Consider the following 24,225-nt stretch of genomic DNA (forward strand, 5'->3'; position numbering starts at 1 on the left):
CCGGCTCTCACAAATTGTTACCATTTCAAAAATACTCTTTTCCAACCTGCTCGATTTATCCAACCGGTCCAACGCCTTAAACTTGAAACAACGCCAAGTTCCTGTACCGATCACTTGATCGCGCCACTTCGTTAAACATTGTTTTAACCCATCACAAAGCTACACCGTGCTGACCTACAGCCAGGATTAATGGCATGCCCTCTATCGCACTAACGCTTATGGCGAACTTTGCCAGTGGCGAAGCCGTGCACCGAATTCCTGTACGTACTACCCGCAACAACCTGCCGCGGCCCGCACCTCGGCCTGGTTGCGCGCGCCCTGAGGGAACAGCCATGTACTCACCAACAGAGCTTATACAACTATGACGGATCACAATCGCTGCAACGCTGGGAGGCGGTCGTTAAGCACTGCCGGGCGACTTATTTTTTCGCTACTTGTAATGTGTGTAGCGCTGGCATTGATTTACGGCGGCTCCAAGCTTCTGGCACTGGGTGGCTCAAGTTACTACTTGCTGGCGGGACTTGCCTACGCAGTGCTGGCGGTACTCGCGTTCTTGCGCCAACGAACCAGTATTGTACTTTCCTGCCTGATATTCCTTGCCACCTGCGCCTGGGCCTTTTATGAAGTAGGACAGCTCAGCTATTGGCAACTGCTGCCTCGCCTGGTCGTTCCAGCCATCATCCTGACCCTGAGCCTGTGGGTTGGCGCTGCTCTGCCCACTATCTCTTCGCGCACACGCCGGGTCGCCAACCGGTCCGGGTTTGCCGTGCTCCTGGCATTGATCGCCACGTTCATCGCCGCCTTCTTCCCGCATGGCGGGATCTCGAACCCGATCGCAGCAGGTAGCCAGCCGGCCCCGGACGCGACCTCCACAGCCCCGAATAACTGGGAGTTCTTCGGGCGCAACGCCTCGGGAACGCGCTTCGCTCCCTACACGCAAATCACCCCGGAAAACGTCAAGGACCTGCAAGTTGCCTGGACCTACAGGACCGGCCGCAGAACCACCGGCCCGGGTGCAGGTGTCGACGAGAACACGCCTTTGCAGATCGGCAATGTCCTGTACTCGTGCACGCCAGAAAACCTGATCACCGCGCTTGATGGCGATACCGGCAAACCCCTCTGGAAGTTCGACCCTCACGCCAAAAGCGCCGAGCACGTGACCTGCCGTGGCGTGGGCTATTACGACATCGACCGGGACGACAGCCTGAGCGCCGAGGTAAAGGCCTCTCACGCCAGCGAGCAGCAATGCCGCCAGCGCATCCTGGTGTCGTCTGTAGATGCCCGGTTGTTTGCCCTGGATGCCCACACCGGCACCCTTTGCCCCAACTTCGGCGAGGAGGGCTACGTTGACCTCAAGAAAGGCATGGGGCCAACGGAAGACAGCAAGCGCTACCACCCCACATCTCTACCTGTAGTCATGGGCCACCTCACGGTGGTGGGTGGCTGGGTGCGTGACATCGTGGCCGGCGAGCCTTCCGGTGCCGTGCGTGCGTTCGATGTGCTGACCGGCTCGTTGGTATGGGCCTGGGATGTCGGTGCGCCTGAGGGTACGGACACGGCGGCGGCCGACCATCAGTTCGCACTTGAAACACCTAATGTATGGACCATTCCCACCTACGACAAAGAACTGAACCTGGTCTACCTGCCTACCGGCAATGGCCCACCCGACTATTGGGGTGGTGACCGCAACCAGGTGAAAGAGAAATTCGGTACAGCGATTGTCGCGGTCGATGCATCGACGGGTAAGGCCAAGTGGGTTTTCCAGACTGTCCATCATGACGTATGGGACTACGACCTACCTTCGCAACCCGTGCTTTACGAGATGAAAAACGCACAAGGGGTCAAGACTCCGGTCCTGATCCAGACCACCAAGACAGGCCACATTTTTGTGCTGGACCGCCGCACTGGCCAGCCAGTCACCGAAGTTCAGGAGCGTCCTGTTCCCACTTCACCGGCTGCAGAAGGCGAACACCTGTCACCGACCCAACCTTACTCGGCTGGCATGCCAGTGATTGGCGCAGACCCGCTGACCGAGCAGTCGATGTGGGGCGTGTCCACTTTCGACCAACTGTACTGCCGCATCATGTTCAAGGACTCGGTGTACGTCGGCCCGTTCACACCGCCCACTGAAAAGCCGTACATCGAATGGCCTGGGCTGTTGGGTGGCATGAACTGGGGTGGTATTTCCATTGATGAAAACACCGGCATGATGTTCGTCAATGACATGCGCATGCCGCTGCGCATGTCGTTGGTGACCAAGGAAAACACCCGCAAATACAAAGTGTCGACCGACGAGGTGCCTGGCTTCATGGGCACTATTCGCCCGCAGGTCGCGGGTATCTATGGCGGTGTGAAGATCGACATCCTCCAGTCTCCCCTGGGCGTGCCATGCAACACGCCACCGTTTGGCAGCATGAGCGCCATTGACCTCAACACCCAGAAGCTGGTGTGGCAAGTGCCACTGGGCACGGTCCAGGATACCGGCCCACTGGGAATCAAGACGCACATGCAGATCCCGCTGGGAATGCCGACCCTTGGCGGCCCCACCTCGACGGCATCCGGCCTGGTGTTCTTCGCCGGCACCCAGGATTACTACCTGCGTGCGCTCGATTCGGCAACCGGCAAAGAAGTCTGGAAGGCCCGCTTGCCAGTGGGTGCCGTTGCTGCACCGCTGATCTACAAGTCCCCCACTACCGGCAAGCAGTACGTGGTGATCTCCGCTGGCGGCATGAGCCACTCGCCAGATGTTGGCGATTACGTCATCGCTTACGCGTTGCCTGACAGCAGCAAGCCGTAACCGCTGGTTGGTGCACTACGAAAATCCCCGCTCGCGGGGATTTTTTTTCCCGCCAGTCAGCCCATCACGCAAAGCCTGAACTGTGCAAAGACTTCTCATGGAGCCTGCCCAAAATGTCACTCTCCCTCCGCGCCGTGCTGACCAGCAGCCTGTGCAGCGGTTTGCCCCTATGCCTTCTGCCACTGTCCTGCGCACTGGCAGACACTGCCAACCTGATGACGCAACCTACACTCACCGGTAGCTGGGGCGGCCAGCGCCAGAAGCTGGAAGACCAAGGCATAAAGCTGACGGGCGACTACACCTCGGAAACCCTTTCCAACCTGCATGGCGGTATCAAGCGCGGCACTCGCTATGCACAACAAATACGTTTGGGTGCGCAGTTTGACTTGAGCAAACTGCTCGATATTCCAGATGCCGGGCGCGTGCAAGTGCTGGTCAATGATCGTCGCGGCCACAGCGCCACCGAAGACCTGATTGGCAACCGCATGTCCGCGCAAGAAATCTATGGGGGCCAATACACCCGGCTGACCGAGTTGAGTTATCAGCGCAATTTGTTTTCGCCAGTGCTGTCCGCCAAGGTCGGCTATATGGTCATGGGTACCGAATTCGGCGGCATGCCGATCCTGTCCAATTTTGTCAGCGCCGGCTTTTGCGCGCATCCGCTGACCATGTCCAGCGGGAGCGGCTGGGGCAACTACCCGACAGCACATTGGGGTGGCGAGTTGCGTTATGACGTCAACCCGTCGCTGACGCTGCAAACGGCCGTGTTCCAGGTCAATCCCGAGTACAACGCACGCGTCTCCAAAGCCTTCGCCATGCCCAGCAACGGTACGACGGGCGCCATCATGCCGCTGGAGGCGATCATCAACAACCGTGCATTGCTCGATGGCCAGTACAAGGTTGGCTGGTACTACGACACATCCGACTACCCCAAGATTGGCAGCACGGGAGAAAGCAGCGGCCGTACCGGCGCCTACCTGCTGGTCGACCAGGCGATCTGGCGCGATGAGCAAGACCCGGCCAGTGTCCTGCGCTTGTTCGGGCAAGCGGCCACCAGTAACGCCGCAACCTCGCCAATGCGCCGCTGGTACTCGCTGGGCCTGGTCAAACAAAAGCCGTTTGCCAACCGCCCACAAGACTCCATTTCCTTTGGCTATGGCCGCGCCGTCATCAACCCACGCACGCGGGATGTGCTGGAAGCTGGCGCAGCCACCCCAGCGGACTCTGCTGTAGTTACTGGCCTCGATAGCGGCGAGCAAGTGCTGGAACTCAACTACGGTGCGCAAGTGACACCGTGGCTACTGCTGCGTCCCGACTTGCAGTACTACATCGAGCCAGGGGCGTTCTTCGGCAAGCAACGAGGCAACGCGCTAGCGGTTGGACTGCAGATCAAGATGACGTTCTGACAGGCCGGCTCTCGACCTGCCGCTGGTTGTAGAGTAACCAGCGCCAATAAAACCGCGCATTGCGCGGTTTTTTCATGTCGGTATCAGCGTCGCGGCCCCGTGCGCTTGAGCTTTTCCAATAGCCAATCCCCGACAATCAACGGCACCCATACCAGCGGCACCAACAACAGGCTGAGCGCTGCCAGCGCGCTCAGCACGACGTTTTTCACTGATTGAAGAACGCGAAAGGCCTTATCCTGACTCATCTCGACTCCAGAGTATTGGAACCCGCACGGCATCCCTTGCGTCGGCAACGTCCAGACTCTAGTTCGATTCCCTCAGAAACGCACTCGCAATAGTGTTCGCCAGAAGTTCTTCAGCGGCGAAATGCGATGTTTTTCCCAGTTGCGCTCCCAGAACGCATCCTCGTTTCGAACCACACTTTCGATATCGCTGCCGGTAGCTGAAGCCGCATGCTGGCGAAACAGCATCGGGAACGCGCAGTGCTGCTTGATCCGCTGCTTGAACACCACATCCACCGGGGTACCGTCGTAGGGTGTCTGGGCCAGGATCCGACAGCCTTCGGGCGACAGGATGTAGGCGTGAAGCGCCACCACCCGCCCACGGGCGATGTAAGGGAACCAGGTCAGCCAGGTCTTGCCCATGCTGTAGCCCAGGTGCAGGGCCTCGAATTGGCGTGTGCGGATGAAGCGGTTGATCCAGCGTACCGGGGTCGCCTTGAGCGTGTAGGCCTTGACGTCATCCTCGAAAATCAGCACCCGCTGCAACCCTTGTTCCAGTGCTTGCCGGGCCAACGCCTGGTGCGACTCATAACAGCCCTTGACCGGGTCATCGCTGCGCTCGGCCAAGTGAAAGGTCACCGGGTTGCGAATCAGGCAGCCGACGGTCTGGTTGAACAGCTCACGCCGGTCCTGGCGCTCTTTGAGGGAAATGCAATAGACGGCATCTACGTCGAATTCGATCGTACTCACCACACCTGACCTTTGAACACCAACTGCTCTCCCGTGTGGTTCAGCCCAAAGGCGGCGATTCTACGCGCAGCAACTGCCATTACAAAGCCACTAATTACTGCGTCGCATTCCACAAGGAACCGCTATCGGTGAAAAACGGTCGAACCTTTTAACAATTCATTACACCTCAGTAAAAAAGCTACTATTTTTTTGTGGGCTTTAGCAGGTTCAAACCATCTCTTGATCGAAGATCGTTTCGTAAGGACTGGATGTATGGGCCCTTCTACAGCGCCCCCGCACGACGATGCGTTCACAGTGCATAACTTCGAGGACTGTCGGAACATCCGCTCAGGTGCGGTGTTCATCATTGCTTCGGGCCAGTCGGCGAAGGACTTTCCGATTGCGGATTTCAGCGACGTCCCCATGATCACGATGAACGGCGCCATAGCCCTGTTCGTCGACACACCCATACGGCCGTTTTTCTATGCCTGCACCGATACGCACTTTTCCATACAGCAACCCGAACTATTTGCTGAAGCCCTTCGGCGAAGTGAGCGGGTGGCGCTCTGGGAAGATCATTTTCGCGCGACACACGCAGATACCCATGCGCAGGTGTACTTCCTGAAGAAGGCGCCCAAGCCGAAACTGGCAGACCTGTGGTTGCGCAAAGATCCGCAGCTGATTCGCTACCGCTCCCTTGCAGGCTGCAGAAAGAAAGCCGGCTTCAGCAAGAACATGGCACGCGGTTTCTTCGATGCGCGCACAGTGGCTTACCTGGCGTTGCAGATCGCCTACCATGCGGGTTTCAGCAAGGTCTTCCTGGTCGGGGTGGACCTCAACCAGAACCTCCCAAGGTTCTATGAGCGCCAGGGCATTGAGCGCTCTCCTTGCGGCCTGGACCAACACTTCGCGTCACGCATTCTTCCGTCCTTCGAGCTGGTTGCCACGTCGGTGGTCGATGAGCGATTCGCTGTCTATAACCTCTCCGCTTCCTCACGGATACCGCGCAGCGTCATCCCCTATAAGACCCTGGCGGAGGTGAAGGCACTCATTCAAACCAACTGACCTGTACCCAGCCGGGCAGCATACAGACCAGGGGTCACACCATAATGGCGGGCGAACAAGGCGATAAAGGCGGATACCGAGTCGTACCCCAGCTCATTGGCCAGGTCTGTGACACTCATGCCTTGTGCCAACAGTGGCAACGCCGCCAGTAAGCGCAGTCGCTGGCGCCACTGGCGAAACGAAAGCTGTGTCTGGGACTGGAACAGCCGCACCAGCGTACGCCGCGACGCACCGGCGCACTGCGCCCAGTCTTCGATACTGCGATTGTCCGCAGGGTTGGCCTGCAGCGCCTCAGTGATCCGGCGCAGGCGCGGGTCGCTGGGCAGGGGCAAGCCAAACGGGGCTTCGGGCAAGTCGCGCAGTTCGTCGACCAGCACCTGCAACAGCCGCGCCTGCCGGCCGTGGGCGGGATCGTCGGCGGGGAAGTGGCTGGCTTTCTCGATCAACTCGCGCACCAGCGGTGTCACCTGCATCACGCCACAAGGGCGCTGATAGCCTTCAAGCAGCGAGTCATCCAGGTACAACCCTCGAAACTCCAGAGCCTGCGCACTGTAGGCCGTGTGCTTGACCCCGGCCGGAATCCACAACGCACATTGCGGCGGCAGCAGGTAACTGTGGTGCTCGGTCAGTACCTGCATGATGCCCGCACTGGCGTAGGTGAACTGCACCCAGGGATGGCTGTGCATCTCGACCCGATGGCCTGCCGGAATGGCAAACATGCGCCGGTACACCGGCCCCGGCAACTGCTCGAATTGCGGAAGTGGCGGTACCTCGATGGATTGGCTCGTTTGCAGCATTGCCTGTCTCCTTTGCTCAAGTGAGCCGACAGAGGCCGATGTTAGCCTGCGCCCGCACTCGTTGAACAACCCCTTTGGAGAGCCCCATGAGCAGCCATGTGCAAGCAACCCGAATGAGCATTCCTGCGATCGAGCAGCGCAAAGGTGCCGGTACGCTGGTGGCACTGACCGCCTACAGCACCCCGATGGCTCGCTGGGTGGATGCGGTGGCCGACGTGATCATTGTCGGCGATTCCGTCGGCATGGTCCTGTACGGCATGCCCAGCACCCTGGGCGTAACCCTGGACATGATGATCGCCCATGGCCAGGCGGTGATGCGTGGTTCACAACGGGCCTGTGTTGTCATCGACCTGCCGTTTGGCAGCTATCAGGCCTCGCCCGAACAAGCCTTCCTGAGTGCATCGAGGGTGCTGCGGGAAACCGGTGCCCACGGCATCAAGCTCGAGGGCGGCGAAGAGATGGCCGAGACGGTGGCCTTTCTCGTGCGCCGCGGAGTCCCGGTAATGGCCCATGTCGGATTGATGCCCCAGCAGGTCAACAGCCTGGGCGGTTTCAAGGCCCAGGGCCGCGATGAGAGCAGCGCCGCAAAAGTGCGCAAGGATGCACTGGCGATGCAAGCTGCCGGGGCTTTCTCGGTAGTACTCGAAGGCATTGCCGAGCCTGTGGCGCGCCACCTGAGTGAAGCGCTGAGGATTCCCACCATCGGCATCGGCGCTTCTGCGGCCTGTGACGGCCAGGTACTGGTGACGGAAGACCTGCTGGGGCTGTTCAGCGATTACCAACCGCGCTTCGTCAAGCGCTTTGCCGATCTGCAAGGGCAGATCAACCAGGCGCTGGACGGCTACGCCCAGGCGGTGCGCAACGGCAGCTTCCCCGCGCCAGAGCATTGCTTCAAGGCCCACTGACGCTCGCGCCTTGCTGGGCGGTAGGTTGAGTGGATAGGCTATCGCGCTTATCCCGTGTGCCAGAGAGTGCCCATGTCCGACAGCCGCCCCGTCGCCCTCGATGAAATCGACCGCCAGCTGATCTCACTGTTGCAGATCAACGCCCGCGAAAGCGTCGCCATGCTCGCCCGCCAACTGGGCATCGCCCGCACTACCGTCACCTCGCGCCTGGCTCGGCTGGAAAAGACCAAGGTCATCAGCGGCTACGGCGTGCGCCTGGGCCAGCGCTTGATTGATGGCGGCCTGCAGGCCTATGTCGGCATCACCGTTCAGCCGCGCTCAGGCAAGGATGTGGTGCGCCGCCTGAGCGCCATGGGGCAGATCCAGCAGCTGTGTGCGGTGAGCGGAGAATTCGACTATGTGGCCTGGCTGCGCAGCGACTCCCCGGAGCAGCTCGACCAGTTGCTCGACCAGATCGGTAGCGTCGAGGGCGTGGAAAAGACCACCACCTCGATCATCCTCAGCAGCAAAGTCGACCGCGGCCACCTGTAGGAGCGGGCTTGCCCCGCGATAGCGATGTGGCGAAAAAATCGCTATCGCGGGGCAAGCCCGCTCCTACATTTCGTCTATTTGATATACATGCTCGTCATTTAGCCTTCAGACAAATCAAATAGACGACACTCTGCATCTTAATTACGTAATCCCCGCCCTCTAAACTGGCCGCCAGCGTTTTCCTATACTCAAGCTCCGCACCCCGCGCAGCCCTGGCAAGGTCTCCCATGAACAAGAACAATCGTCACCCCGCCGACGGCAAGCAACCCATCACCATCTTCGGTCCGGACTTTCCATTCGCCTTTGACGACTGGATCGAGCACCCGGCCGGGCTGGGCAGTATTCCGGCCGAACGCCATGGCGAAGAAGTGGCGATTGTCGGTGCCGGTATCGCCGGCCTGGTGGCCGCCTACGAGCTGATGAAACTGGGCCTCAAGCCTGTGGTGTACGAAGCCTCGAAGATGGGCGGACGCCTGCGCTCCCAGGCTTTCGAAGGCACCGACGGGATCATCGCCGAGCTTGGCGGCATGCGCTTTCCGGTATCGTCCACGGCGTTCTACCACTATGTGGACAAGCTGGGGCTGGAAACCAAACCCTTCCCCAACCCGCTGACCCCGGCCTCGGGCAGCACGGTCATTGACCTGGAAGGCCAGACCCACTACGCCGAGAAGCTCGCCGACCTGCCCAAACTGTTCCAGGAAGTGGCCGACGCCTGGGCCGATGCCCTTGAAGACGGTGCCCGCTTCGGCGAGATCCAGCAGGCCATTCGCGAGCGTGACGTAGCGCGCCTCAAAGCGTTGTGGAACACACTGGTTCCACTGTGGGACGACCGCACCTTCTACGATTTCGTCGCCACCTCCAAGGCCTTTGCCAAGCTCAGTTTCCTGCACCGGGAAGTCTTCGGCCAGGTTGGCTTCGGCACCGGCGGCTGGGACTCGGACTTCCCCAACTCGATGCTGGAAATCTTCCGCGTGGTGATGACCAACTGCGACGATCACCAGCACCTGGTGGTGGGCGGCGTCGAGCAGGTTCCCCTGGGTATCTGGCGCCATGTACCCGAACGCTGCGCCCACTGGCCGGCAGGCACCAGCCTCAGCTCGCTGCATCGTGGCGCCCCGCGCCCGGGGGTCAAGAGCATCGCCCGCGATGCCGATGGGCGCCTGGCGGTCACCGACAACTGGGGCGACACCCGTCACTACGCCGCCGTGCTCACTACCTGCCAGAGCTGGTTGTTGACCACCCAGATCGAATGCGAGGAATCACTGTTCTCGCAGAAGATGTGGATGGCCCTGGACCGCACCCGCTATATGCAGTCGTCGAAAACCTTCGTGATGGTCGACCGGCCGTTCTGGAAGGACAAGGACCCAGAAACCGGCCGCGACCTGATGAGCATGACCCTCACCGACCGACTCACCCGCGGCACGTATCTGTTCGACAACGGCGACGACAAACCGGGGGTCATCTGCCTGTCGTACTCGTGGATGAGCGATGCCCTGAAGATGCTCCCGCATCCGGTGGAAAAACGCGTGAAGCTGGCCTTGGATGCCCTGAAGAAGATCTACCCGAAAGTCGACATTGCCGGGCATATCATAGGCGACCCGATCACCGTGTCCTGGGAAGCCGACCCGCATTTCCTCGGTGCCTTCAAAGGTGCCCTGCCCGGCCACTACCGCTACAACCAGCGCATGTATGCCCACTTCATGCAGCAGGACATGCCCGCCGAGCAGCGCGGCATATTCATCGCCGGGGACGATGTGTCCTGGACCCCCGCCTGGGTCGAGGGCGCGGTGCAAACCTCGCTCAATGCGGTGTGGGGTATCATGACTCACTTCGGGGGGCATACCCATCCGGACAACCCAGGCCCAGGCGATGTGTTCCACGAGATCGGCCCCATCGCCCTGGCCGACTGAAGGGAGAATCGCCATGCGCATCGGCCTGTATCAAGGGGCTCCGCAGCCACTGGATGTACCGGGAAACCTCGAGCGCCTGCACCAGCAGGCGCAGCTGGCCGCCGCTCGCGGCATCGAGCTGCTGGTCTGCCCGGAGATGTTCCTGACCGGCTACAACATCGGCAGTGAAGCAGTGGCGCGCCTGGCCGAGGCCGACGATGGGCCCTCGGCCATGGCCGTGGTAGAAATCGCCCAGAGCAACCGCATCGCCATCGCCTACGGCTACCCCGAGCTTGCCGACGATGGCCAGGTATACAACGCCGTACAGTTGATCGACGCCCACGGCAGCAGCCTGTGCAACTACCGCAAGACCCACCTGTTCGGTGGCCTGGACCGGGCGATGTTCAGCCCCGGCCCCGACCACTTCCCGGTGGTGGAGTTGAACGGCTGGCGCCTGGGCCTGCTGATCTGCTATGACATCGAATTCCCGGAAAATACCCGTCGCCTGGCCCTGGCCGGTGCCGAGCTGATCCTGGTGCCGACGGCGAACATGGTGCCGTACGACTTCATTGCCCAGGTGACCGTACGCGCCCGTGCCTACGAGAACCAGTGCTACCTGGTCTATGCCAACTACTGTGGCGCCGAAGACAAAATCCACTATTGCGGGCAAAGCAGCATCATCGGCCCCGACGGCAGCATCCTGGCCATGGCCGGTCGCGACAGTGCCTTGCTGCAGGCCGACCTCGAGCTGCAACGGGTACACGAAGGACGCGCCAGCACACCGTACCTGCACGACCTGCGTCCGGAGCTCTACGCGCCGCGCCGCGGATAATCCGCTAGCATGACGGTTCGTGCTACAACGGAACCGTCATGCCCACCGCCCTTCGACACCTCACCCTGGACAACGGCCTGCAGGTCACCCTGCGCCATGCGCCGCAGCTCAAGCGCTGCGCGGCGGCCGTGCGGGTCATGGCCGGCAGTCATGACGCCCCCCGCGCGTTTGCCGGCCTCGCGCACTTTCTCGAGCACCTGTTGTTTCTCGGCAACGAGCGCTTCCCCCTCGACGATGGCCTTATGCGCTATGTGCAGCGCCATGGCGGCCAGGTCAATGCCAGCACCCGCGAGCGCACCACCGATTACTTCTTCGAAGTGCCCCAGGCGGCCTTTGCCGGTGGGCTTGAGCGTTTGTGCGAGATGCTCGCGCGGCCTTCCTTCGAACGGGCGGCCCAGGCGCGCGAACGCGAAGTCATCCATGCCGAGTTCATCGCCTGGTCTCGCAATGCCCAGGCACAGGCTCAATTCGCGCTGCTGCAGGCCGTCTCCAAACGCCACCCCTTGAGTGGTTTCCAGGCGGGAAACCGCTACAGCCTGCCGATCCACAGTGCATATTTCCAGGTGGCGTTGCAGGGCTTTCACCAGCGCTTCTACCAGGCCGGCCAGATGACCTTGAGCCTGTGCGGCCCGCAAAGTCTCGACGTGCTGCAAACGCTGGCAAACAGCATTGCGAGCCAGATTGCCGTAGGGGCGAAGGTTGCCCAGCACCCCCCACCCGCGCTTGCCGCGCATGCGCTGGAACCGGTGCTGAACGGGTCGCAACTGGAGCTGCTGCAGGCGGTCGAGCAATTGCCTGCAGGCGCAGACCAGGCCATCGACTTCCTCACCACCTGGCTCACCGATACCCGGCCCGGCGGGCTGCTCGCAGCACTGCGTGAACGTGGATGGGCACACGCCATTGAATGCTCAGCGCTGTACAGCTTTGCCGGCCAGGCGCTGCTGCACACGCGCCTGATGCTCAGCGATCCCGCTGTTGTCGACCCGGCACAGGTACTGCTGCTCGACTGGCTGAGGTTCTTGCGTGGCGCCGACTGGACCGCGCTGAATGCGGAATATGCAGGGCTGCAACGTTGCCGTAGCCAGGCAGCAACAGCCCTCGACCTCGCCCGCCGCGACAGCACCGCGCAACCCTTTGCAGCACTGACCGAGCAAGGCCAGGCAGCCTTGCGCAGCTTGCTCGACACATTGCTGCTCGGCGCTCGACCAACGCGCCGACACGCCTGGCAATTGCCCGCCCGCGAACCTTTGCTCAATCCACAAAGCCTGGATACCAACGCCTGTGCCGCACCTGTCGGGTTGACCTGGAGCCCGATACTGCCCGCCCTGCGCCAGCAAGGCGTGGTGTACCTGCGCTGGCAGCTCACCTCCGCCCTTCGCGATCGTTTGTGGCATGTCCTCGACCGTGCCTTGCAACCGCTGCGCGAGCGTGCGGCAAGGGCGGCGGTGGAACTGCAGTTCAATACCGCGAGCGAGTTCTGGCAGGTGCGCTGCGCGGGGGTGCCGGTAGCCGTCATCGTGGTGGTCAACGAGCTGCTGGAGATACTGCCCCGGCCTTCTGCCGCAAGTTGGCGCGCCGAAGCAACCGTTGAGCCTGATTCGATGCCGATCCGTGCCTTGATCAAGCAACTCCCCGAGCAGCTCGCAGGTCCCAGCCAAGGCCCATTACCCGCCTGCACACTGAGCCAGGGCGATCTGGATGCGCTATGGCTGCACGCCACCTGGCAGGCCATGGCCATAGGCTTCGACGAACCCGCCCAACAGGCGCTCAACCGCGTGTTGCAGGCCGTTCCCGGACAACCCGGTGCGCAGCGTGCAGTCGCCATCGAACCCATTCGCCGCTGGCAGCGGCTGCCACCGCCCGCCAGCGAACAGGCCCTGCTGCTGTTCTGTGCACTGCCGGCGAGCGATGAAGCGTGCGCGCGGCTACTGGCGCAGCAGATCCAGGGGCCGTTCTACCAGCGCCTGCGCGTCGAGCTGCAATTGGGTTATGCCGTATTCAGTGCCTACCGGCAGCTTCAGGGCTGCAGTGGACTGGTGTTTGGCGTGCAGTCACCCAGCGCCAGCCATGCACAGATCCTCACCCATATCGAGGAATTCCTCGCCACGTTGCCGGGGAGCCTGACCTGCACGGCCGAGTCCCGCAAGGCGCTGGCCGAGCAATGGGAGGAAGCCTCGATGAGCAATGCCGACGTCGCCGAGTGGGCCTGGCAGGCGCATCTGGCCGGGCGACCGGGGGTACGCCTGGAGGATCTGCAGGCATCCATTCTCAGCATCCATGAAGACCAGCTGCGGCAATTGGTCGATGACCTGCAGCGCGCCACACACGGTTGGCTGTGCCTGGCCAATGGCCCTGCGGCCACTGAAGACTGGGTGATGGCCGATCCATTATTACCGAACATGTAACAGCGTTTATCTCAGGTTTAACCATTCAGTCCGTATTTTTTAGTAAGATAGCGCAATCCCGGCTATTGGAACCCCTCACCCGGAGGGTGGACTAAGTAAGTAGCTGCCAAACCCCAGACCTATCCGGAAGGAGTAATTCCATGTGGACCAAACCTGCTTACACTGACCTGCGTATCGGCTTTGAAGTGACCATGTATTTCGCAAGCCGCTGAGTCTGCTTGCGGTACAACGCCTCGGTCAGCCGGGGCGTTTTTATTTCAAGACGCGGCAGGAGTGGCCATGTACATCCAGATTCTAGGTTCCGCCGCCGGTGGCGGGTTCCCGCAGTGGAACTGCAACTGCGTGAACTGCAAGGGCTTTCGCGACGCAACCTTGCGCGCCACCGCGCGTACCCAATCGTCGATCGCCCTCTCTGACGACGGCGTCCACTGGGTACTGTGCAACGCATCGCCCGATATTCGTGCACAACTGCAAGCTTTTGCGCCCATGCAGCCGGCCCGCGCCCTGCGCGACAGCGGTATCGACGCCATCGTCCTGCTCGACAGCCAGATCGACCACACCACCGGCCTGTTGAGCCTGCGTGAAGGCTGCCCGCACCAGGTCTGGTGTACCGAGATGGTCCATCAGGACCTGACCACCGGTTTTCCCCTGTTCACCATGCTCAGCCACTGGAACGGCGGGCTGAAGTGGAACCGTATCGAGCTTGAAGGCAGCTTCGTCATCGACGCCTGCCCCAACCTGCGTTTCACCCCCTTTCCACTGCGCAGCGCCGCCCCGCCCTACTCGCCCCACCGCTTCGACCCGCACCCGGGCGATAACCTCGGGCTGATGGTCGAGGACCTGCGCACCGGCGGCAAACTCTTCTATGCCCCGGGCCTGGGCCAGGTCGACGACAACTTGCTGCAGATGATGCGCGAGGCCGACTGCCTGCTGGTCGACGGCACCCTCTGGGAAGATGATGAAATGCAGCGCCGCGGTGTCGGCACCCGCACCGGACGGGAGATGGGTCACCTGGCCCAGAACGGCCCGGGTGGCATGCTCGAAGTGCTGGAAGGCTTCCCTGCGCAGCGCAAGGTACTTATCCACATCAACAACACCAACCCGATCCTCGATGAAGACTCGGCCGAGCGCGCCGAACTGGATCGGCGCGGCGTCGAAGTGGCCTTCGACGGCATGAGCATCACCCTCTAGGAGCCGACATGAGCGACGCCAAAGCGCTGTCCCCCGCCGAATTCGAACAGGCCCTGCGTGCCAAGGGTGCCTACTACCACATCCATCATCCCTACCATGTGGCGATGTATGAAGGCCGCGCCAGCCGCGAACAGATCCAGGGCTGGGTGGCCAACCGGTTCTACTACCAGGTGAACATCCCGATGAAGGATGCCGCGATCCTGGCCAACTGCCCTGACCGCGAAATCCGCCGCGAGTGGATCCAGCGCCTGCTCGACCATGACGGCGCGCCCGGCGAAGACGGTGGCATCGAGGCCTGGCTGCGCCTGGGCCAGGCGGTAGGCCTGGACCCGGATCAGCTGCGCTCGCAGGAGCTGGTACTGCCCGGCGTGCGTTTTGCCGTCGATGCCTATGTCAACTTCGCCCGCCGCGCCAGCTGGCAGGAGGCAGCCAGCAGTTCACTGACCGAGCTGTTCGCCCCGCAGATCCACCAGTCGCGCCTGGACAGCTGGCCACAGCACTACCCGTGGATCGACCCGGCCGGCTACGAGTACTTCCGTACCCGCCTGGGCCAGGCGCGCCGCGATGTGGAGCACGGCCTGGCAATCACCCTGCAGCACTACACTACAGTTGAGGGCCAGCAGCGCATGCTGGAGATCCTGCAATTCAAGCTGGATATTCTCTGGAGCATGCTCGACGCCATGAGCATGGCCTACGAACTGAACCGCCCGCCCTATCACAGTGTCACCAGCGAACGGGTCTGGCACAAAGGAATCGCCCTATGAGTTTCGATCGCGCGCAAATCCCAAAATGGCGCCCGGGCTACCGCTTCCAGTACGAGCCGGCACAAAAGGCCCATGTCCTGCTCTACCCCGAGGGCATGATCAAGCTCAACGAAAGTGCGGCCCTGATAGGTGGGTTGATTGACGGCCAGCGTGATGTGGCGGCGATCATTGCCGAACTCGACAAGCAGTTTCCCGGTGTACCCGAGCTCGGTGACGACATCGAGCAATTCATGGAGGTCGCCCGTGCCGAACACTGGATCGTCCTTGAGTGAAGTACCGGCCAAGCCTGAGGTCGGCCTGCCGCTGTGGCTGCTCGCCGAGCTGACCTACCGCTGCCCGCTGCAGTGCCCCTACTGCTCCAACCCGCTGGACTTCGCCGCCCAGGGCCAGGAGCTGAGCACCGAGCAATGGTTCAAGGTCATGGCCGAAGCCCGGGAGATGGGCGCAGCGCAGCTGGGCTTTTCCGGCGGCGAGCCACTGGTGCGCCAGGACCTTGCCGAACTGATCGGCGAAGGTCGGCGCCTGGGCTACTACACTAACCTGATCACCTCTGGCATCGGCCTCACCGAGCAGAAGATCGCGGCCTTCAAAGACGCCGGCCTGGACCACATCCAGATCAGCTTCCAGGCCAGCGACGAGCAGGTCAACAACCTGCTGGCCGGCTCGAAGAAGGCATTTGCGCAGAAGCTGGAGATGGCCCGGGCGGTGAAAGCCCATGGCTATCCGATGGTGCTGAACTTCGTCACCCACCGGCACAATATCGACAAGATCGACCGCATCATCGAGCTGTGCATTGCCCTTGAAGCCGACTTTGTCGAGCTCGCCACCTGTCAGTTCTATGGCTGGGCGCACCTGAACCGTGTCGGCCTGCTGCCGACCCGCGCGCAACTCGAACGCGCCGAGCGCATCACCAACGAATACCGGGAAAAACTCGCCGCCGCCGGCAACCCGTGCAAGCTGATCTTCGTCACCCCGGACTACTACGAAGAACGTCCCAAAGCCTGCATGAACGGCTGGGGCAGCGTGTTCCTCACCGTTACACCCGACGGCACGGCATTGCCCTGCCACGGCGCACGCCAGCTGCCGGTGCAATTCCCCAACGTGCGCGAGCACAGCATGCAGCACATCTGGTACGACTCGTTCGGCTTCAACCGCTTTCGCGGCTATGACTGGATGCCCGAGCCGTGCCGCTCGTGTGACGAAAAGGAAAAGGACTTCGGCGGCTGTCGCTGCCAGGCCTTCATGCTCACCGGTGATGCCAGCAACGCCGACCCGGTGTGCGCCAAATCGGCCGAACACGGCATCATTCTCAAGGCGCGCGAGGAAGCTGAGCACGCCCACTTGAACATCGACGAGCTGACCTTCCGCAATGAGCGCAACTCCCGTGTCATCGCCCGTGGTTGAGCGATTCAGTGCCGAGCAGGCGGTGGCAGCCGGCACCGACTTCGCCGAGTTGCGCGTCGGCCCCCAGGGGTTGTTCTGGAACGAGTTTCGTCCACGCGATGGCGCCTGCAGGATCTGGCACTGGCGCGATGGCCAGGCCCGTTGCCTGACACCCGATGGTTTCAGCGTACGCAGCCGAGTCTACGAATACGGCGGCGGCAGTTTCTGCCTGAGCGATGACGGCCTGGCGTTCGTCAACGAGGCCGACCAACAGCTTTACACCCAGGACCTGGCCGGTGGACTGCCCCAGCCGTTGACCCAGGGACAGTGCCGCTATGGCGACCTGCGCTGGGCCGACGGGCGTGTGCTGGCCGTGGAAGAAACCCACGCAGCCGATCAGGTGGAGCATCGCCTGGTGGCCATCGGTGCCGGGCAGCGCGATGTGCTGGCCGAGGGCGCGGACTTCTACGCCGCCCCCACCCTGAGCCCCGATGGCACACGCCTGGCCTGGATCGAGTGGAGTCGCCCCGAGCAGCCCTGGACCGCCACCCGCTTGCTCTGCCGCGAGCGCCTGAGTGATGGCCGATGGACGCCGCCGCGGTGCATCGCCGGCGGCCACGGCCCGGCGCAATCCCTGCAGCAACCTCGTTTCGACGGCGACGGCCGCTTGCATTGCCTGTCCGATCGCAACGGCTTCTGGCAACCCTGGGGCGAAACTCCGACGGGTTGGCGTGCACTGCCAGCAGCACCTGCCGATCACGCCGCCGCACCCTGGCAACTGGGCGCCAGCACCTGGCTGCCACTGGGCGAGCAGTGCTACCTGGCCACCTGGTTCGAAGACGGCTTCAGTCACCTGGGCCTGTGCCATGCCGACGGCACGCTGCAAGCGGTCGATGTCGACTACAGCCGCCTGCGCTGCCTGGACCTGGACCACGACCATCTCTACGCCATCGCCGCCTCGCCGATCAGCCCGCCGGCGGTGATCGCCATCGACCGCCACAGTCACCACGTGCAGGTATTGGCCGGTGGCGTACCGCCCTTGCCAGCCGAGCGCATCAGCCAGCCGCAATCGCTGCGCTATGCCAGCGGCGATGGAATCGCCCACGGTTTCTTCTACCCGGCCATCGACTCTGCAGACCGTCCCCCGCTGGTGGTGTTCATACATGGTGGCCCGACCTCGGCCTGCTACCCGGCACTCGACCCGCGCATCCAGTACTGGACCCAACGCGGCTTTGCCGTGGCCGACCTCAACTACCGGGGCAGCAGCGGCTACGGTCGCGACTACCGCCAGGCCCTGCACCTGCGCTGGGGCGAAATTGATGTCGAAGATGCCTGCGCGGTGGTCGACCACCTGGCCAAGCGCCAATTGATAGACCCGACCCAGGCCTTTATCCGCGGCGGGAGCGCCGGTGGCTACACCACCCTGTGCGCGCTGGCGTTCCATGATGTCTTCCGGGCCGGCGCAAGTCTCTATGGCGTCAGCGATCCCCAGGCCCTGGCCCGGGCCACGCACAAGTTCGAAGGCGACTACCTGGACTGGCTGATCGGCGATCCGCTCGAGGATGCCGAGCGCTACCGGCAACGCACACCGTTGCTGCATGCAGAGCAGATCAAGGTGCCGGTGATCTTCTTCCAGGGTGAGCTGGATGCCGTCGTGGTCCCCGAGCAGACCCGCTCGATGCTGGCCGCGCTCAAGGCCAACGGTGTTCATGCCGAAGGGCATTTCTACCCGTCGGAGCGTCATGGATTTCGTACAGCGGCCAACCTGGCGCATGCGCTGGAGGAGGAATGGCGCTTCTACCGCAGGGTGCTCGAAGTCGATCGCACTTGATGTCGAGAATTTCGACGCCAGCGACCTCAGCGACCGCTACTCCCTCGCCGCTTGCTTCTTTGCCCTGGCGTGCAACATGGGTGAAGGGCGCAAGGTCGTGGCAGAGCTGAGTTACCGTTGGCGAACGGCCTTAGCGCTTGGCGATGATGTACACCGCATGCACGATCCCCGGGATGTACCCCAGCAGCGTCAGCAGAATGTTGAGCCAGAAGGCACCGCCGAAGCCGACCTGCAGGAACACGCCAAGCGGGGGCAGGAGAATGGCGATGATGATGCGGATAAAGTCCATGTGGCAGCTTCCTTGAATGATGTACAACAACTGACTGTAGCGCTGCGCCGGGGTTCAACGCGTCATACGCGGATAAAAAAACGCCCCAGGCCAAAAACTTCAGGCCCGGGGCGATGCGCAGGAACGCGAGACGGTTCGGTTACTTCACAGAACGTGAGAAATCAGGCAGTGGCTTCGCGCCGCTGGTGTTGCTGCGCCGAGTGCACGCGGGCAAAGGCCCGGGCGAGGCGCAGGAGCATTTCATCGATGTTGCCCTTGCTCACCGTGAGTGCAGGCGAGAAGCGCAATACATCCGGTTGCGGGGCATTGAGCAGCAAACCTTCGTGGAGGGCGGCCTTTACCAGCTCCGCGGCGTTGTCTTCGCTCAGTTGCAATGCCCACAGCAGGCCCTGTCCGCGTACCTGGTTCTGGGCATAGCGACCAGCCAGCCGGCTCAGGCCATCGCGCAGGTGCCGTCCGGTATCCTGGACCTGCTCGAAAAATCCCGGTTCCAGCACGGTTTGCAGCACGGCAAGGCCTGCGGCGCTCATCAGCGCATTGCCGTGATGGCTACCTTCCAGCTCGCCCGCTGCAGCGCAACAGGCACTGCCACGGGCCAGCAACGCAGCCAGCGGCACGCCGCCACCCAGGCCCTTGCCCAGGGTGATGATGTCGGCGCGCACGCCGTAGGTTTCTTCGGCCAGCAGCGCGCCACAGCGGCCAACACCGGTCTGCACCTCATCGAGGATCAACAGGATGCCCAGCTCGCGGCACAGGCGCTCGACACCTTTGAGATACTCGGCCGTGGCGGGAATCACCCCGGCTTCCCCCTGGATCGGTTCCAGCATGATCGCCACAGTGCGCGAGTCGACCGCGGCATGCAGTGCGGCGAGGTCGTTGAACGGCACCTTGCTGAAACCCGGCAGGCCCGGTTCGCAACGGTTGCACGGCGACGGGTCGGAAGCGGACAGCGCCCCCAGGCTGCGGCCATGGCAGCTCTGGCTGGCGGTGATGATGTGATAGGCGCCGTTGCGGTGCAGCTGGCCCCATTTGCGCGCCAGCTTGATCGCCCCTTCACAGGCTTCGGCGCCGCTGTTGAGCAGGTAGGCCTGGTCGCTGCCGGTACTCTGGCACAGACGATTGACCAGAGTCAGCAAGCCTCGGTTATGAAAACCGGCCCCCGGATTGATCAGCGCCTGGGCCTGGCCACTCAACGCCTTGACCAGCACGCTGGGGCTATGGCCCAGGCTGTTGACCGCGCAGCCTTGGGTGAAGTCCAGGTAGGCATGCCCTTCGCTGTCCCACAACCAGGAGCCCTGGCCACGGACAAACACCTGGGGAGCACGCTCGGTGGCGGGCATCAGGCACTCGCGAGACAAGTCTTCGCTCGCCGGCCGTATCACAGGCACGACCTTGTGCTGGGTCTGTTCCGCCGTCGGGCGCCGCAAGTTGAACAGGTTCATGCGCGCAGCCCTTCCAGCGGCAGGCCGAGCAGACGCGAGGTCCAGTCTTCGACCACACCGGTGCGCAGCCGCTTGATCGCAATATCGCGCCAGCGGGAAGACAGGGCCGGACAATCCACCAGCTTTTTCAAACCTGCATGCTCCAGAGGTTCACGGTAAAAAGTGCGCAGTGCCCAGGCCACGGTCAGCCCCGGGTAACTGCGTTGAATCAATTCAAACGGTTCTTCAGCGCTGACAAAACCAGGCTTGAGCACCCGGTAGAACCAGCCGCAGCGACCACTGTCCTGGGCCTGGCGGGGCAAGCTCGGCAGGCCCCAGCGATGGCTCAGGCGATAACAGGGTGAACGGGGCTGGCTGATCTGCAACAACGCCCCGCCCCAGCGAAACAGGTCACCCAGGCACACCTGCTCTTCGCACAGGCCGTGGGTCGAGAGGTTCTCGCCGAAGGCCGGCGCGCACCATTCAATCTGTGGATAACGTTGCCGCCACCAGGCGTAGTGCTCGGCTGGGTAGTGGTGCAATGCCCGCTCGGGGCCGGTATGAAAGCGTGGGTCGCCGTGTTCGTCGCTACCCAGCCCCTGTGGCCATAGCCACAACCGCCTTGCCACCTCTTCCTTATCGATATCGGTGAGAAGACCCAAACCGATGTTTTTTGCCTTGCCTATGTAAACGCCATCCACATACACGGTGTTCATCGCGCCTTCTGGCCCTGTAAACCTTGTGAATACGGGATAGACTAGGCTTCTTGCAGGCTAACGGCCATTTGGTTTTTCCAGCTTTTTTGATAAGTATTTCTTATGGATTTTCGCCAACTGCGTTATTTCGTCGCGGTGTATGAAGAGGGTCATGTCGGCCGAGCTGCCGAGCGGCTGTCGTTGTCGCAGCCGGCCCTCTCGCAACAGATCCGCCAACTCGAACACAGCCTGGATGTCAGCCTGTTCGAGCGCGGCAACAAACGCCTGTTGCCGACCCTGGCCGCGCATACCCTGTACAACCATGCCCTGCCCTTGCTCGACGGCCTGCAGCGCGCACGCGAGGCCTTGCGCAACTTCAAGGGCCAGTCGCTGCGTACCCTGGCCATTGGTGTACTGCAGACCGTGCGCCCGAGCCTGGTGCCCCAGCTGCTCGACCGGGTACGCAAGGCACAGCCGCACCTGGTGGTACAGATCTACGAGTTGTCGGGCCTGGAGATCGAACGGCGCCTGCTCAATGGCAGCCTGGACATCGGCATCAGCTACCTGCCCCCTCGCCAGCCGGGGCTACACGGCTTGCTGTTGTACGAAGACGAGTTGCAGCTTGTAATCCCCAATACCCACCCACTGCGGGAATTCAAGAAGGTTTCGCTCAAACAGGCGGCCGAGCTACCCATGTTGTTGCTGGGCGAGGAATTCCAGGTTCGACAGATCTGGCAGACGCAACTGGCCAACCTCGGACGGCGTCCCCAGGTGCAGGCGGAGATGAACAACATGGGTGGGATTCTCGACAGCCTGGCACACACCTCGCTGGCAACGGTGCTGCCGGGGCGGGCCAAGGAAGTGGTCGAGGATGATCAGGAACTGCTCTGGAAACCGCTGAGCGAACCACGGGTGCCGCTGAAGATCGGCCTGGTATTTCGCGATGCGCAGCGCCAGCAGGCGTCGGTCGAGCTGCTGCGTACGCTATTGGAAGAGGAAGCCGACCCACGTCATATCGGGGTGTCGCCGCTGGATGTGCTGGGCTGAAGCGGCCCGGACTTTTCTTTGGGCAAAAGAAAACCCCGCCGAGGCGGGGCTTTGCAGACTGTTTCCCTGACATCCATTTCGCCCCACCATCCTGGCAGGAATCCTTCGTGTCCATGTTCTGTACTTTGCGCTTCCTGCGCTACGTCCATGAGAGAAGATTAACTGTGGATCCAATCTTGCGATAGAGGCGAAAAGTCACCGCGTCGTGTAGGAAAAAGCTTACAAAATCCCGCCCCAATTAAAACTGCGCCGCATCGAGCAGGTACAGCGATTCGCTACCGGCTTTGACCGAAGCGCTGAGCGAGTGGATACGCGGCAGCAAACGGGCGAAGTAGAAGCGTGCTGTGCCCAGCTTGCTGGCGTAGAAGTCATCCTCGCCCTGCTTGGCCAGCGCGGTGCGCGCCATCAACGCCCACATATAGGCATAGGCGGTGTAGCCGAACACCTGCAGGTACTCCACCGACGCTGCACCGATTTCGTTCGGGTTGTTCCTGGCCCGGTCCAGCACCCAGGCGGTCAGGTCGTCGAGGTTGTCCAGGGCAGCGTTCAGCGGTTTGACGAATTCTTCCAGGTCGGCACCAGCACTGGCGGTGAAATGGCGGATTTCGTCGGCGAACAGCTTGTACAGCGCCCCCCCGCTACCCACTACCTTGCGGCCCATCAGGTCCAGTGCCTGGATGCCGTTGGTGCCTTCGTAGATCTGGGTGATGCGCACATCACGCACCAGTTGCTCCTGGCCCCACTCACGGATGTACCCGTGGCCACCGAACACTTGCTGGCCGTGCACTGCCGACTCAAGGCCCAGGTCGGTAAGGAAGGCCTTGGAAACCGGCGTCAGCAACGCGACCAGCTCTTCCGCGCGCTTGCGGGTGGTGGCGTCTTCGCTGTACTTGGCGGTGTCCAGCTGCATGGCGACATAGGTAGAGAAGGCACGGCCGCCTTCATTCAAAGCCTTCATGGTCAGCAGCATGCGACGCACGTCCGGGTGGACGATGATCGGGTCGGCGACCTTGTCCTTGGCTTGCGGGCCAGTGGGTGCGCGGCTTTGCAGACGGTCACGGGCGTACTCGATAGCGTTCTGGTAGGAGCGCTCCGCCGACGCCAGGCCCTGGATGCCGACGCCAAGGCGCTCGTAGTTCATCATGGTGAACATCGCCGCCAGGCCCTTGTTCGGCTCGCCGACCAGATAACCCACCGCTTCATCGAAGTTCATCACGCAGGTGGCCGAGGCCTGGATGCCCATCTTGTGCTCGATCGAGCCGCAGTTGGCCGGGTTGCGGGCCCCCAGGCTGCCATCGGTGTTGACCAGGAACTTGGGTACCAGGAACAGCGAGATACCTTTCGGTCCTGCCGGTGCATCCGGCAGCTTGGCCAGCACCAGGTGGATGATGTTCTCGGTCAGGTCGTGCTCACCGCCGGTGATAAAGATCTTGGTGCCGCTGACCTTGTAGCTGCCGTCCGCCTGTGGCTCGGCCTTGGTGCGGATGATCCCGAGGTCGGTACCGGCATGTGGCTCGGTCAGGCACATGGAGCCTGCCCAGACACCGGCATACATGTTCGGCAGGTACTGTTCCTTGAGCGTGTCGCTGGCGTGGGCGTTGATCGAGAGGCAGGCGCCGGCGGTCAGCATCGGGTACAGGCCGAAGGCAAGGCTCGACGAGTTGACCATTTCCTCGACCTGGGCCGAGATCACCTTGGGCATGCCCATGCCGCCGTAGGCGGGATCGCCGCCTACGCCCACCCAACCGCCTTCGGCGTAGGTCTTGTAGGCATCGATGAAGCCGGCGGGGGTGCGCACTGCACCGTTGTCCCAATGGCAGCCTTCTTCATCGCCACTGCGGCTCAGCGGCGCGATGCTCTTGCCAGTGACCTTGCCGGCCTCCTCCAGCACCGCCAGGGCGGTATCTTCATCGACGGCCTCGGCCAGGCCCGGCAATTGCGCCCAGAGCTTGGAAACTTCGAAGACTTCGTTGAGGACGAAGCGCATATCGCGCAGGGGCGCTTTATAGTCAGCCATGGCAACCTCT

General features: G+C 62.2%; 22 protein-coding genes. 15 read left to right on the plus strand and 7 right to left on the minus strand.

Going from position 1 to position 24,225, the window contains the following annotated elements; translation table 11 throughout:
- Positions 1 to 361 precede the first annotated feature (361 nt).
- Together NPS58_RS17640 and NPS58_RS17645 are read left to right on the plus strand one after the other, a co-directional pair.
- On the plus strand, positions 362 to 2,797 hold the full coding sequence (locus NPS58_RS17640) for a membrane-bound PQQ-dependent dehydrogenase, glucose/quinate/shikimate family (protein WP_274116631.1): 2,436 nt from the start codon (positions 362 to 364) through the stop codon (positions 2,795 to 2,797).
- A gap of 113 nt (positions 2,798 to 2,910) precedes the next feature.
- Positions 2,911 to 4,203: a carbohydrate porin gene (locus NPS58_RS17645; RefSeq protein WP_274116632.1), complete on the plus strand. Its 1,293-nt coding sequence runs from the start codon at positions 2,911 to 2,913 to the stop codon at positions 4,201 to 4,203.
- A gap of 83 nt (positions 4,204 to 4,286) precedes the next feature.
- Here NPS58_RS17645 and NPS58_RS17650 read toward each other — a convergent pair whose 3' ends face one another.
- Both NPS58_RS17650 and NPS58_RS17655 read right to left on the minus strand, forming a co-directional pair.
- Complete coding sequence (locus tag NPS58_RS17650; protein WP_274116633.1) at positions 4,287 to 4,448, minus strand: hypothetical protein; 162 nt, start codon at positions 4,446 to 4,448, stop codon at positions 4,287 to 4,289.
- 72 nt (positions 4,449 to 4,520) lie between these two features.
- Positions 4,521 to 5,174 carry a hypothetical protein gene (locus NPS58_RS17655; RefSeq protein ID WP_274116634.1) on the minus strand — a complete coding sequence of 218 codons (654 nt, stop codon included), beginning with the start codon at positions 5,172 to 5,174 and terminating at the stop codon, positions 4,521 to 4,523.
- A gap of 252 nt (positions 5,175 to 5,426) precedes the next feature.
- Between NPS58_RS17655 and NPS58_RS17660 the strand changes: the two genes are divergently transcribed.
- On the plus strand, positions 5,427 to 6,218 hold the full coding sequence (locus NPS58_RS17660) for a lipopolysaccharide biosynthesis protein (RefSeq protein ID WP_274116635.1): 792 nt from the start codon (positions 5,427 to 5,429) through the stop codon (positions 6,216 to 6,218).
- Here the strand turns inward: NPS58_RS17660 and NPS58_RS17665 are convergent.
- Positions 6,206 to 7,015 (minus strand): AraC family transcriptional regulator, encoded by an 810-nt coding sequence (locus tag NPS58_RS17665; protein WP_274116636.1) that lies wholly within the window; start codon positions 7,013 to 7,015, stop codon positions 6,206 to 6,208. The two genes, NPS58_RS17660 and NPS58_RS17665, sit on opposite strands and share 13 nt — an antisense overlap.
- An 86-nt stretch (positions 7,016 to 7,101) precedes the next feature.
- On the opposite strand from NPS58_RS17665, the gene panB reads away from it, so the two are divergent.
- From panB to NPS58_RS17720, 11 genes are all read left to right on the plus strand, one after another.
- Entirely contained in the window at positions 7,102 to 7,920 is an 819-nt protein-coding gene (gene panB, locus NPS58_RS17670; protein ID WP_274116637.1) for a 3-methyl-2-oxobutanoate hydroxymethyltransferase, read from the plus strand.
- 72 nt (positions 7,921 to 7,992) lie between these two features.
- On the plus strand, positions 7,993 to 8,451 hold the full coding sequence (locus NPS58_RS17675) for an Lrp/AsnC family transcriptional regulator (protein ID WP_274116638.1): 459 nt from the start codon (positions 7,993 to 7,995) through the stop codon (positions 8,449 to 8,451).
- Between the two features lie 227 nt (positions 8,452 to 8,678).
- On the plus strand, positions 8,679 to 10,361 hold the full coding sequence (locus tag NPS58_RS17680; RefSeq protein ID WP_274116639.1) for a flavin monoamine oxidase family protein: 1,683 nt from the start codon (positions 8,679 to 8,681) through the stop codon (positions 10,359 to 10,361).
- Positions 10,362 to 10,374: 13 nt separating this feature from the next.
- A complete protein-coding gene (locus NPS58_RS17685; RefSeq protein WP_274116640.1) occupies positions 10,375 to 11,172 on the plus strand; it encodes a carbon-nitrogen hydrolase family protein in 798 nt (265 codons plus the stop codon).
- 38 nt (positions 11,173 to 11,210) lie between these two features.
- The gene (gene pqqF / locus NPS58_RS17690) at positions 11,211 to 13,577 is read left to right on the plus strand and encodes a pyrroloquinoline quinone biosynthesis protein PqqF (RefSeq protein ID WP_274116641.1); all 2,367 of its coding nucleotides are present in this window, start codon (positions 11,211 to 11,213) and stop codon (positions 13,575 to 13,577) included.
- Between the two features lie 140 nt (positions 13,578 to 13,717).
- Complete coding sequence (gene pqqA / locus NPS58_RS17695; protein ID WP_008365141.1) at positions 13,718 to 13,789, plus strand: pyrroloquinoline quinone precursor peptide PqqA; 72 nt, start codon at positions 13,718 to 13,720, stop codon at positions 13,787 to 13,789.
- A 67-nt stretch (positions 13,790 to 13,856) separates the two neighbouring features.
- Entirely contained in the window at positions 13,857 to 14,768 is a 912-nt protein-coding gene (gene pqqB / locus NPS58_RS17700; protein WP_274116642.1) for a pyrroloquinoline quinone biosynthesis protein PqqB, read from the plus strand.
- Between the two features lie 8 nt (positions 14,769 to 14,776).
- A complete protein-coding gene (gene pqqC, locus NPS58_RS17705) occupies positions 14,777 to 15,532 on the plus strand; it encodes a pyrroloquinoline-quinone synthase PqqC (RefSeq protein WP_274116643.1) in 756 nt (251 codons plus the stop codon).
- Positions 15,529 to 15,804 carry a pyrroloquinoline quinone biosynthesis peptide chaperone PqqD gene (gene pqqD, locus NPS58_RS17710; protein ID WP_274116644.1) on the plus strand — a complete coding sequence of 92 codons (276 nt, stop codon included), beginning with the start codon at positions 15,529 to 15,531 and terminating at the stop codon, positions 15,802 to 15,804. The genes pqqC and pqqD overlap by 4 nt, the downstream gene beginning before the upstream one ends.
- A complete protein-coding gene (gene pqqE / locus NPS58_RS17715; protein ID WP_274116645.1) occupies positions 15,776 to 16,936 on the plus strand; it encodes a pyrroloquinoline quinone biosynthesis protein PqqE in 1,161 nt (386 codons plus the stop codon). The genes pqqD and pqqE overlap by 29 nt, the downstream gene beginning before the upstream one ends.
- Positions 16,902 to 18,746, plus strand: a complete 1,845-nt coding sequence (locus tag NPS58_RS17720) for a S9 family peptidase (RefSeq protein WP_274116646.1) — start codon at positions 16,902 to 16,904, stop codon at positions 18,744 to 18,746. Before pqqE ends, NPS58_RS17720 begins: the two co-directional genes overlap by 35 nt.
- A gap of 130 nt (positions 18,747 to 18,876) precedes the next feature.
- On the opposite strand, the gene NPS58_RS17725 is transcribed toward NPS58_RS17720, so the two are convergent.
- The 3 genes from NPS58_RS17725 to NPS58_RS17735 all read right to left on the minus strand — a co-directional run bounded on the left by NPS58_RS17725 (position 18,877) and on the right by NPS58_RS17735 (position 21,172).
- A complete protein-coding gene (locus NPS58_RS17725; protein ID WP_003177654.1) occupies positions 18,877 to 19,035 on the minus strand; it encodes a YqaE/Pmp3 family membrane protein in 159 nt (52 codons plus the stop codon).
- Between the two features lie 161 nt (positions 19,036 to 19,196).
- Positions 19,197 to 20,477: an aspartate aminotransferase family protein gene (locus NPS58_RS17730; RefSeq protein WP_274116647.1), complete on the minus strand. Its 1,281-nt coding sequence runs from the start codon at positions 20,475 to 20,477 to the stop codon at positions 19,197 to 19,199.
- Positions 20,474 to 21,172 (minus strand): MOSC domain-containing protein, encoded by a 699-nt coding sequence (locus NPS58_RS17735; RefSeq protein ID WP_274116648.1) that lies wholly within the window; start codon positions 21,170 to 21,172, stop codon positions 20,474 to 20,476. The genes NPS58_RS17730 and NPS58_RS17735 overlap by 4 nt, the downstream gene beginning before the upstream one ends.
- 102 nt (positions 21,173 to 21,274) lie before the next feature.
- Between NPS58_RS17735 and NPS58_RS17740 the strand changes: the two genes are divergently transcribed.
- Positions 21,275 to 22,198: a LysR family transcriptional regulator gene (locus NPS58_RS17740; RefSeq protein WP_274116649.1), complete on the plus strand. Its 924-nt coding sequence runs from the start codon at positions 21,275 to 21,277 to the stop codon at positions 22,196 to 22,198.
- 238 nt (positions 22,199 to 22,436) lie between these two features.
- On the opposite strand, the gene NPS58_RS17745 is transcribed toward NPS58_RS17740, so the two are convergent.
- Complete coding sequence (locus tag NPS58_RS17745) at positions 22,437 to 24,215, minus strand: acyl-CoA dehydrogenase C-terminal domain-containing protein (RefSeq protein WP_274116650.1); 1,779 nt, start codon at positions 24,213 to 24,215, stop codon at positions 22,437 to 22,439.
- Between the last annotated feature and the right edge of the window lie 10 nt (positions 24,216 to 24,225).

This window comes from Pseudomonas putida, assembly GCF_028682455.1.
In the GTDB taxonomy this organism is placed as follows: domain Bacteria; phylum Pseudomonadota; class Gammaproteobacteria; order Pseudomonadales; family Pseudomonadaceae; genus Aquipseudomonas; species Aquipseudomonas putida_AA.

Bases quoted from the DNA above. Each gene is read 5' to 3' on its own strand.
- NPS58_RS17640 (WP_274116631.1), top strand. From the start codon at position 362: ATGACGGATCACAATCGCTGCAACGCTGGGAGGCGGTCGTTAAGCACT.
- NPS58_RS17645 (WP_274116632.1), top strand. From the start codon at position 2,911: ATGTCACTCTCCCTCCGCGCCGTGCTGACCAGCAGCCTGTGCAGCGGT.
- NPS58_RS17650 (WP_274116633.1), bottom strand. From the start codon at position 4,448: ATGAGTCAGGATAAGGCCTTTCGCGTTCTTCAATCAGTGAAAAACGTC.
- NPS58_RS17660 (WP_274116635.1), top strand. From the start codon at position 5,427: ATGGGCCCTTCTACAGCGCCCCCGCACGACGATGCGTTCACAGTGCAT.
- NPS58_RS17665 (WP_274116636.1), bottom strand. From the start codon at position 7,015: ATGCTGCAAACGAGCCAATCCATCGAGGTACCGCCACTTCCGCAATTC.
- panB (WP_274116637.1), top strand. From the start codon at position 7,102: ATGAGCAGCCATGTGCAAGCAACCCGAATGAGCATTCCTGCGATCGAG.
- NPS58_RS17675 (WP_274116638.1), top strand. From the start codon at position 7,993: ATGTCCGACAGCCGCCCCGTCGCCCTCGATGAAATCGACCGCCAGCTG.
- NPS58_RS17680 (WP_274116639.1), top strand. From the start codon at position 8,679: ATGAACAAGAACAATCGTCACCCCGCCGACGGCAAGCAACCCATCACC.
- NPS58_RS17685 (WP_274116640.1), top strand. From the start codon at position 10,375: ATGCGCATCGGCCTGTATCAAGGGGCTCCGCAGCCACTGGATGTACCG.
- pqqF (WP_274116641.1), top strand. From the start codon at position 11,211: ATGCCCACCGCCCTTCGACACCTCACCCTGGACAACGGCCTGCAGGTC.
- pqqB (WP_274116642.1), top strand. From the start codon at position 13,857: ATGTACATCCAGATTCTAGGTTCCGCCGCCGGTGGCGGGTTCCCGCAG.
- pqqC (WP_274116643.1), top strand. From the start codon at position 14,777: ATGAGCGACGCCAAAGCGCTGTCCCCCGCCGAATTCGAACAGGCCCTG.
- pqqD (WP_274116644.1), top strand. From the start codon at position 15,529: ATGAGTTTCGATCGCGCGCAAATCCCAAAATGGCGCCCGGGCTACCGC.
- NPS58_RS17720 (WP_274116646.1), top strand. From the start codon at position 16,902: ATGAGCGCAACTCCCGTGTCATCGCCCGTGGTTGAGCGATTCAGTGCC.
- NPS58_RS17725 (WP_003177654.1), bottom strand. From the start codon at position 19,035: ATGGACTTTATCCGCATCATCATCGCCATTCTCCTGCCCCCGCTTGGC.
- NPS58_RS17730 (WP_274116647.1), bottom strand. From the start codon at position 20,477: ATGAACCTGTTCAACTTGCGGCGCCCGACGGCGGAACAGACCCAGCAC.
- NPS58_RS17735 (WP_274116648.1), bottom strand. From the start codon at position 21,172: ATGAACACCGTGTATGTGGATGGCGTTTACATAGGCAAGGCAAAAAAC.
- NPS58_RS17740 (WP_274116649.1), top strand. From the start codon at position 21,275: ATGGATTTTCGCCAACTGCGTTATTTCGTCGCGGTGTATGAAGAGGGT.
- NPS58_RS17745 (WP_274116650.1), bottom strand. From the start codon at position 24,215: ATGGCTGACTATAAAGCGCCCCTGCGCGATATGCGCTTCGTCCTCAAC.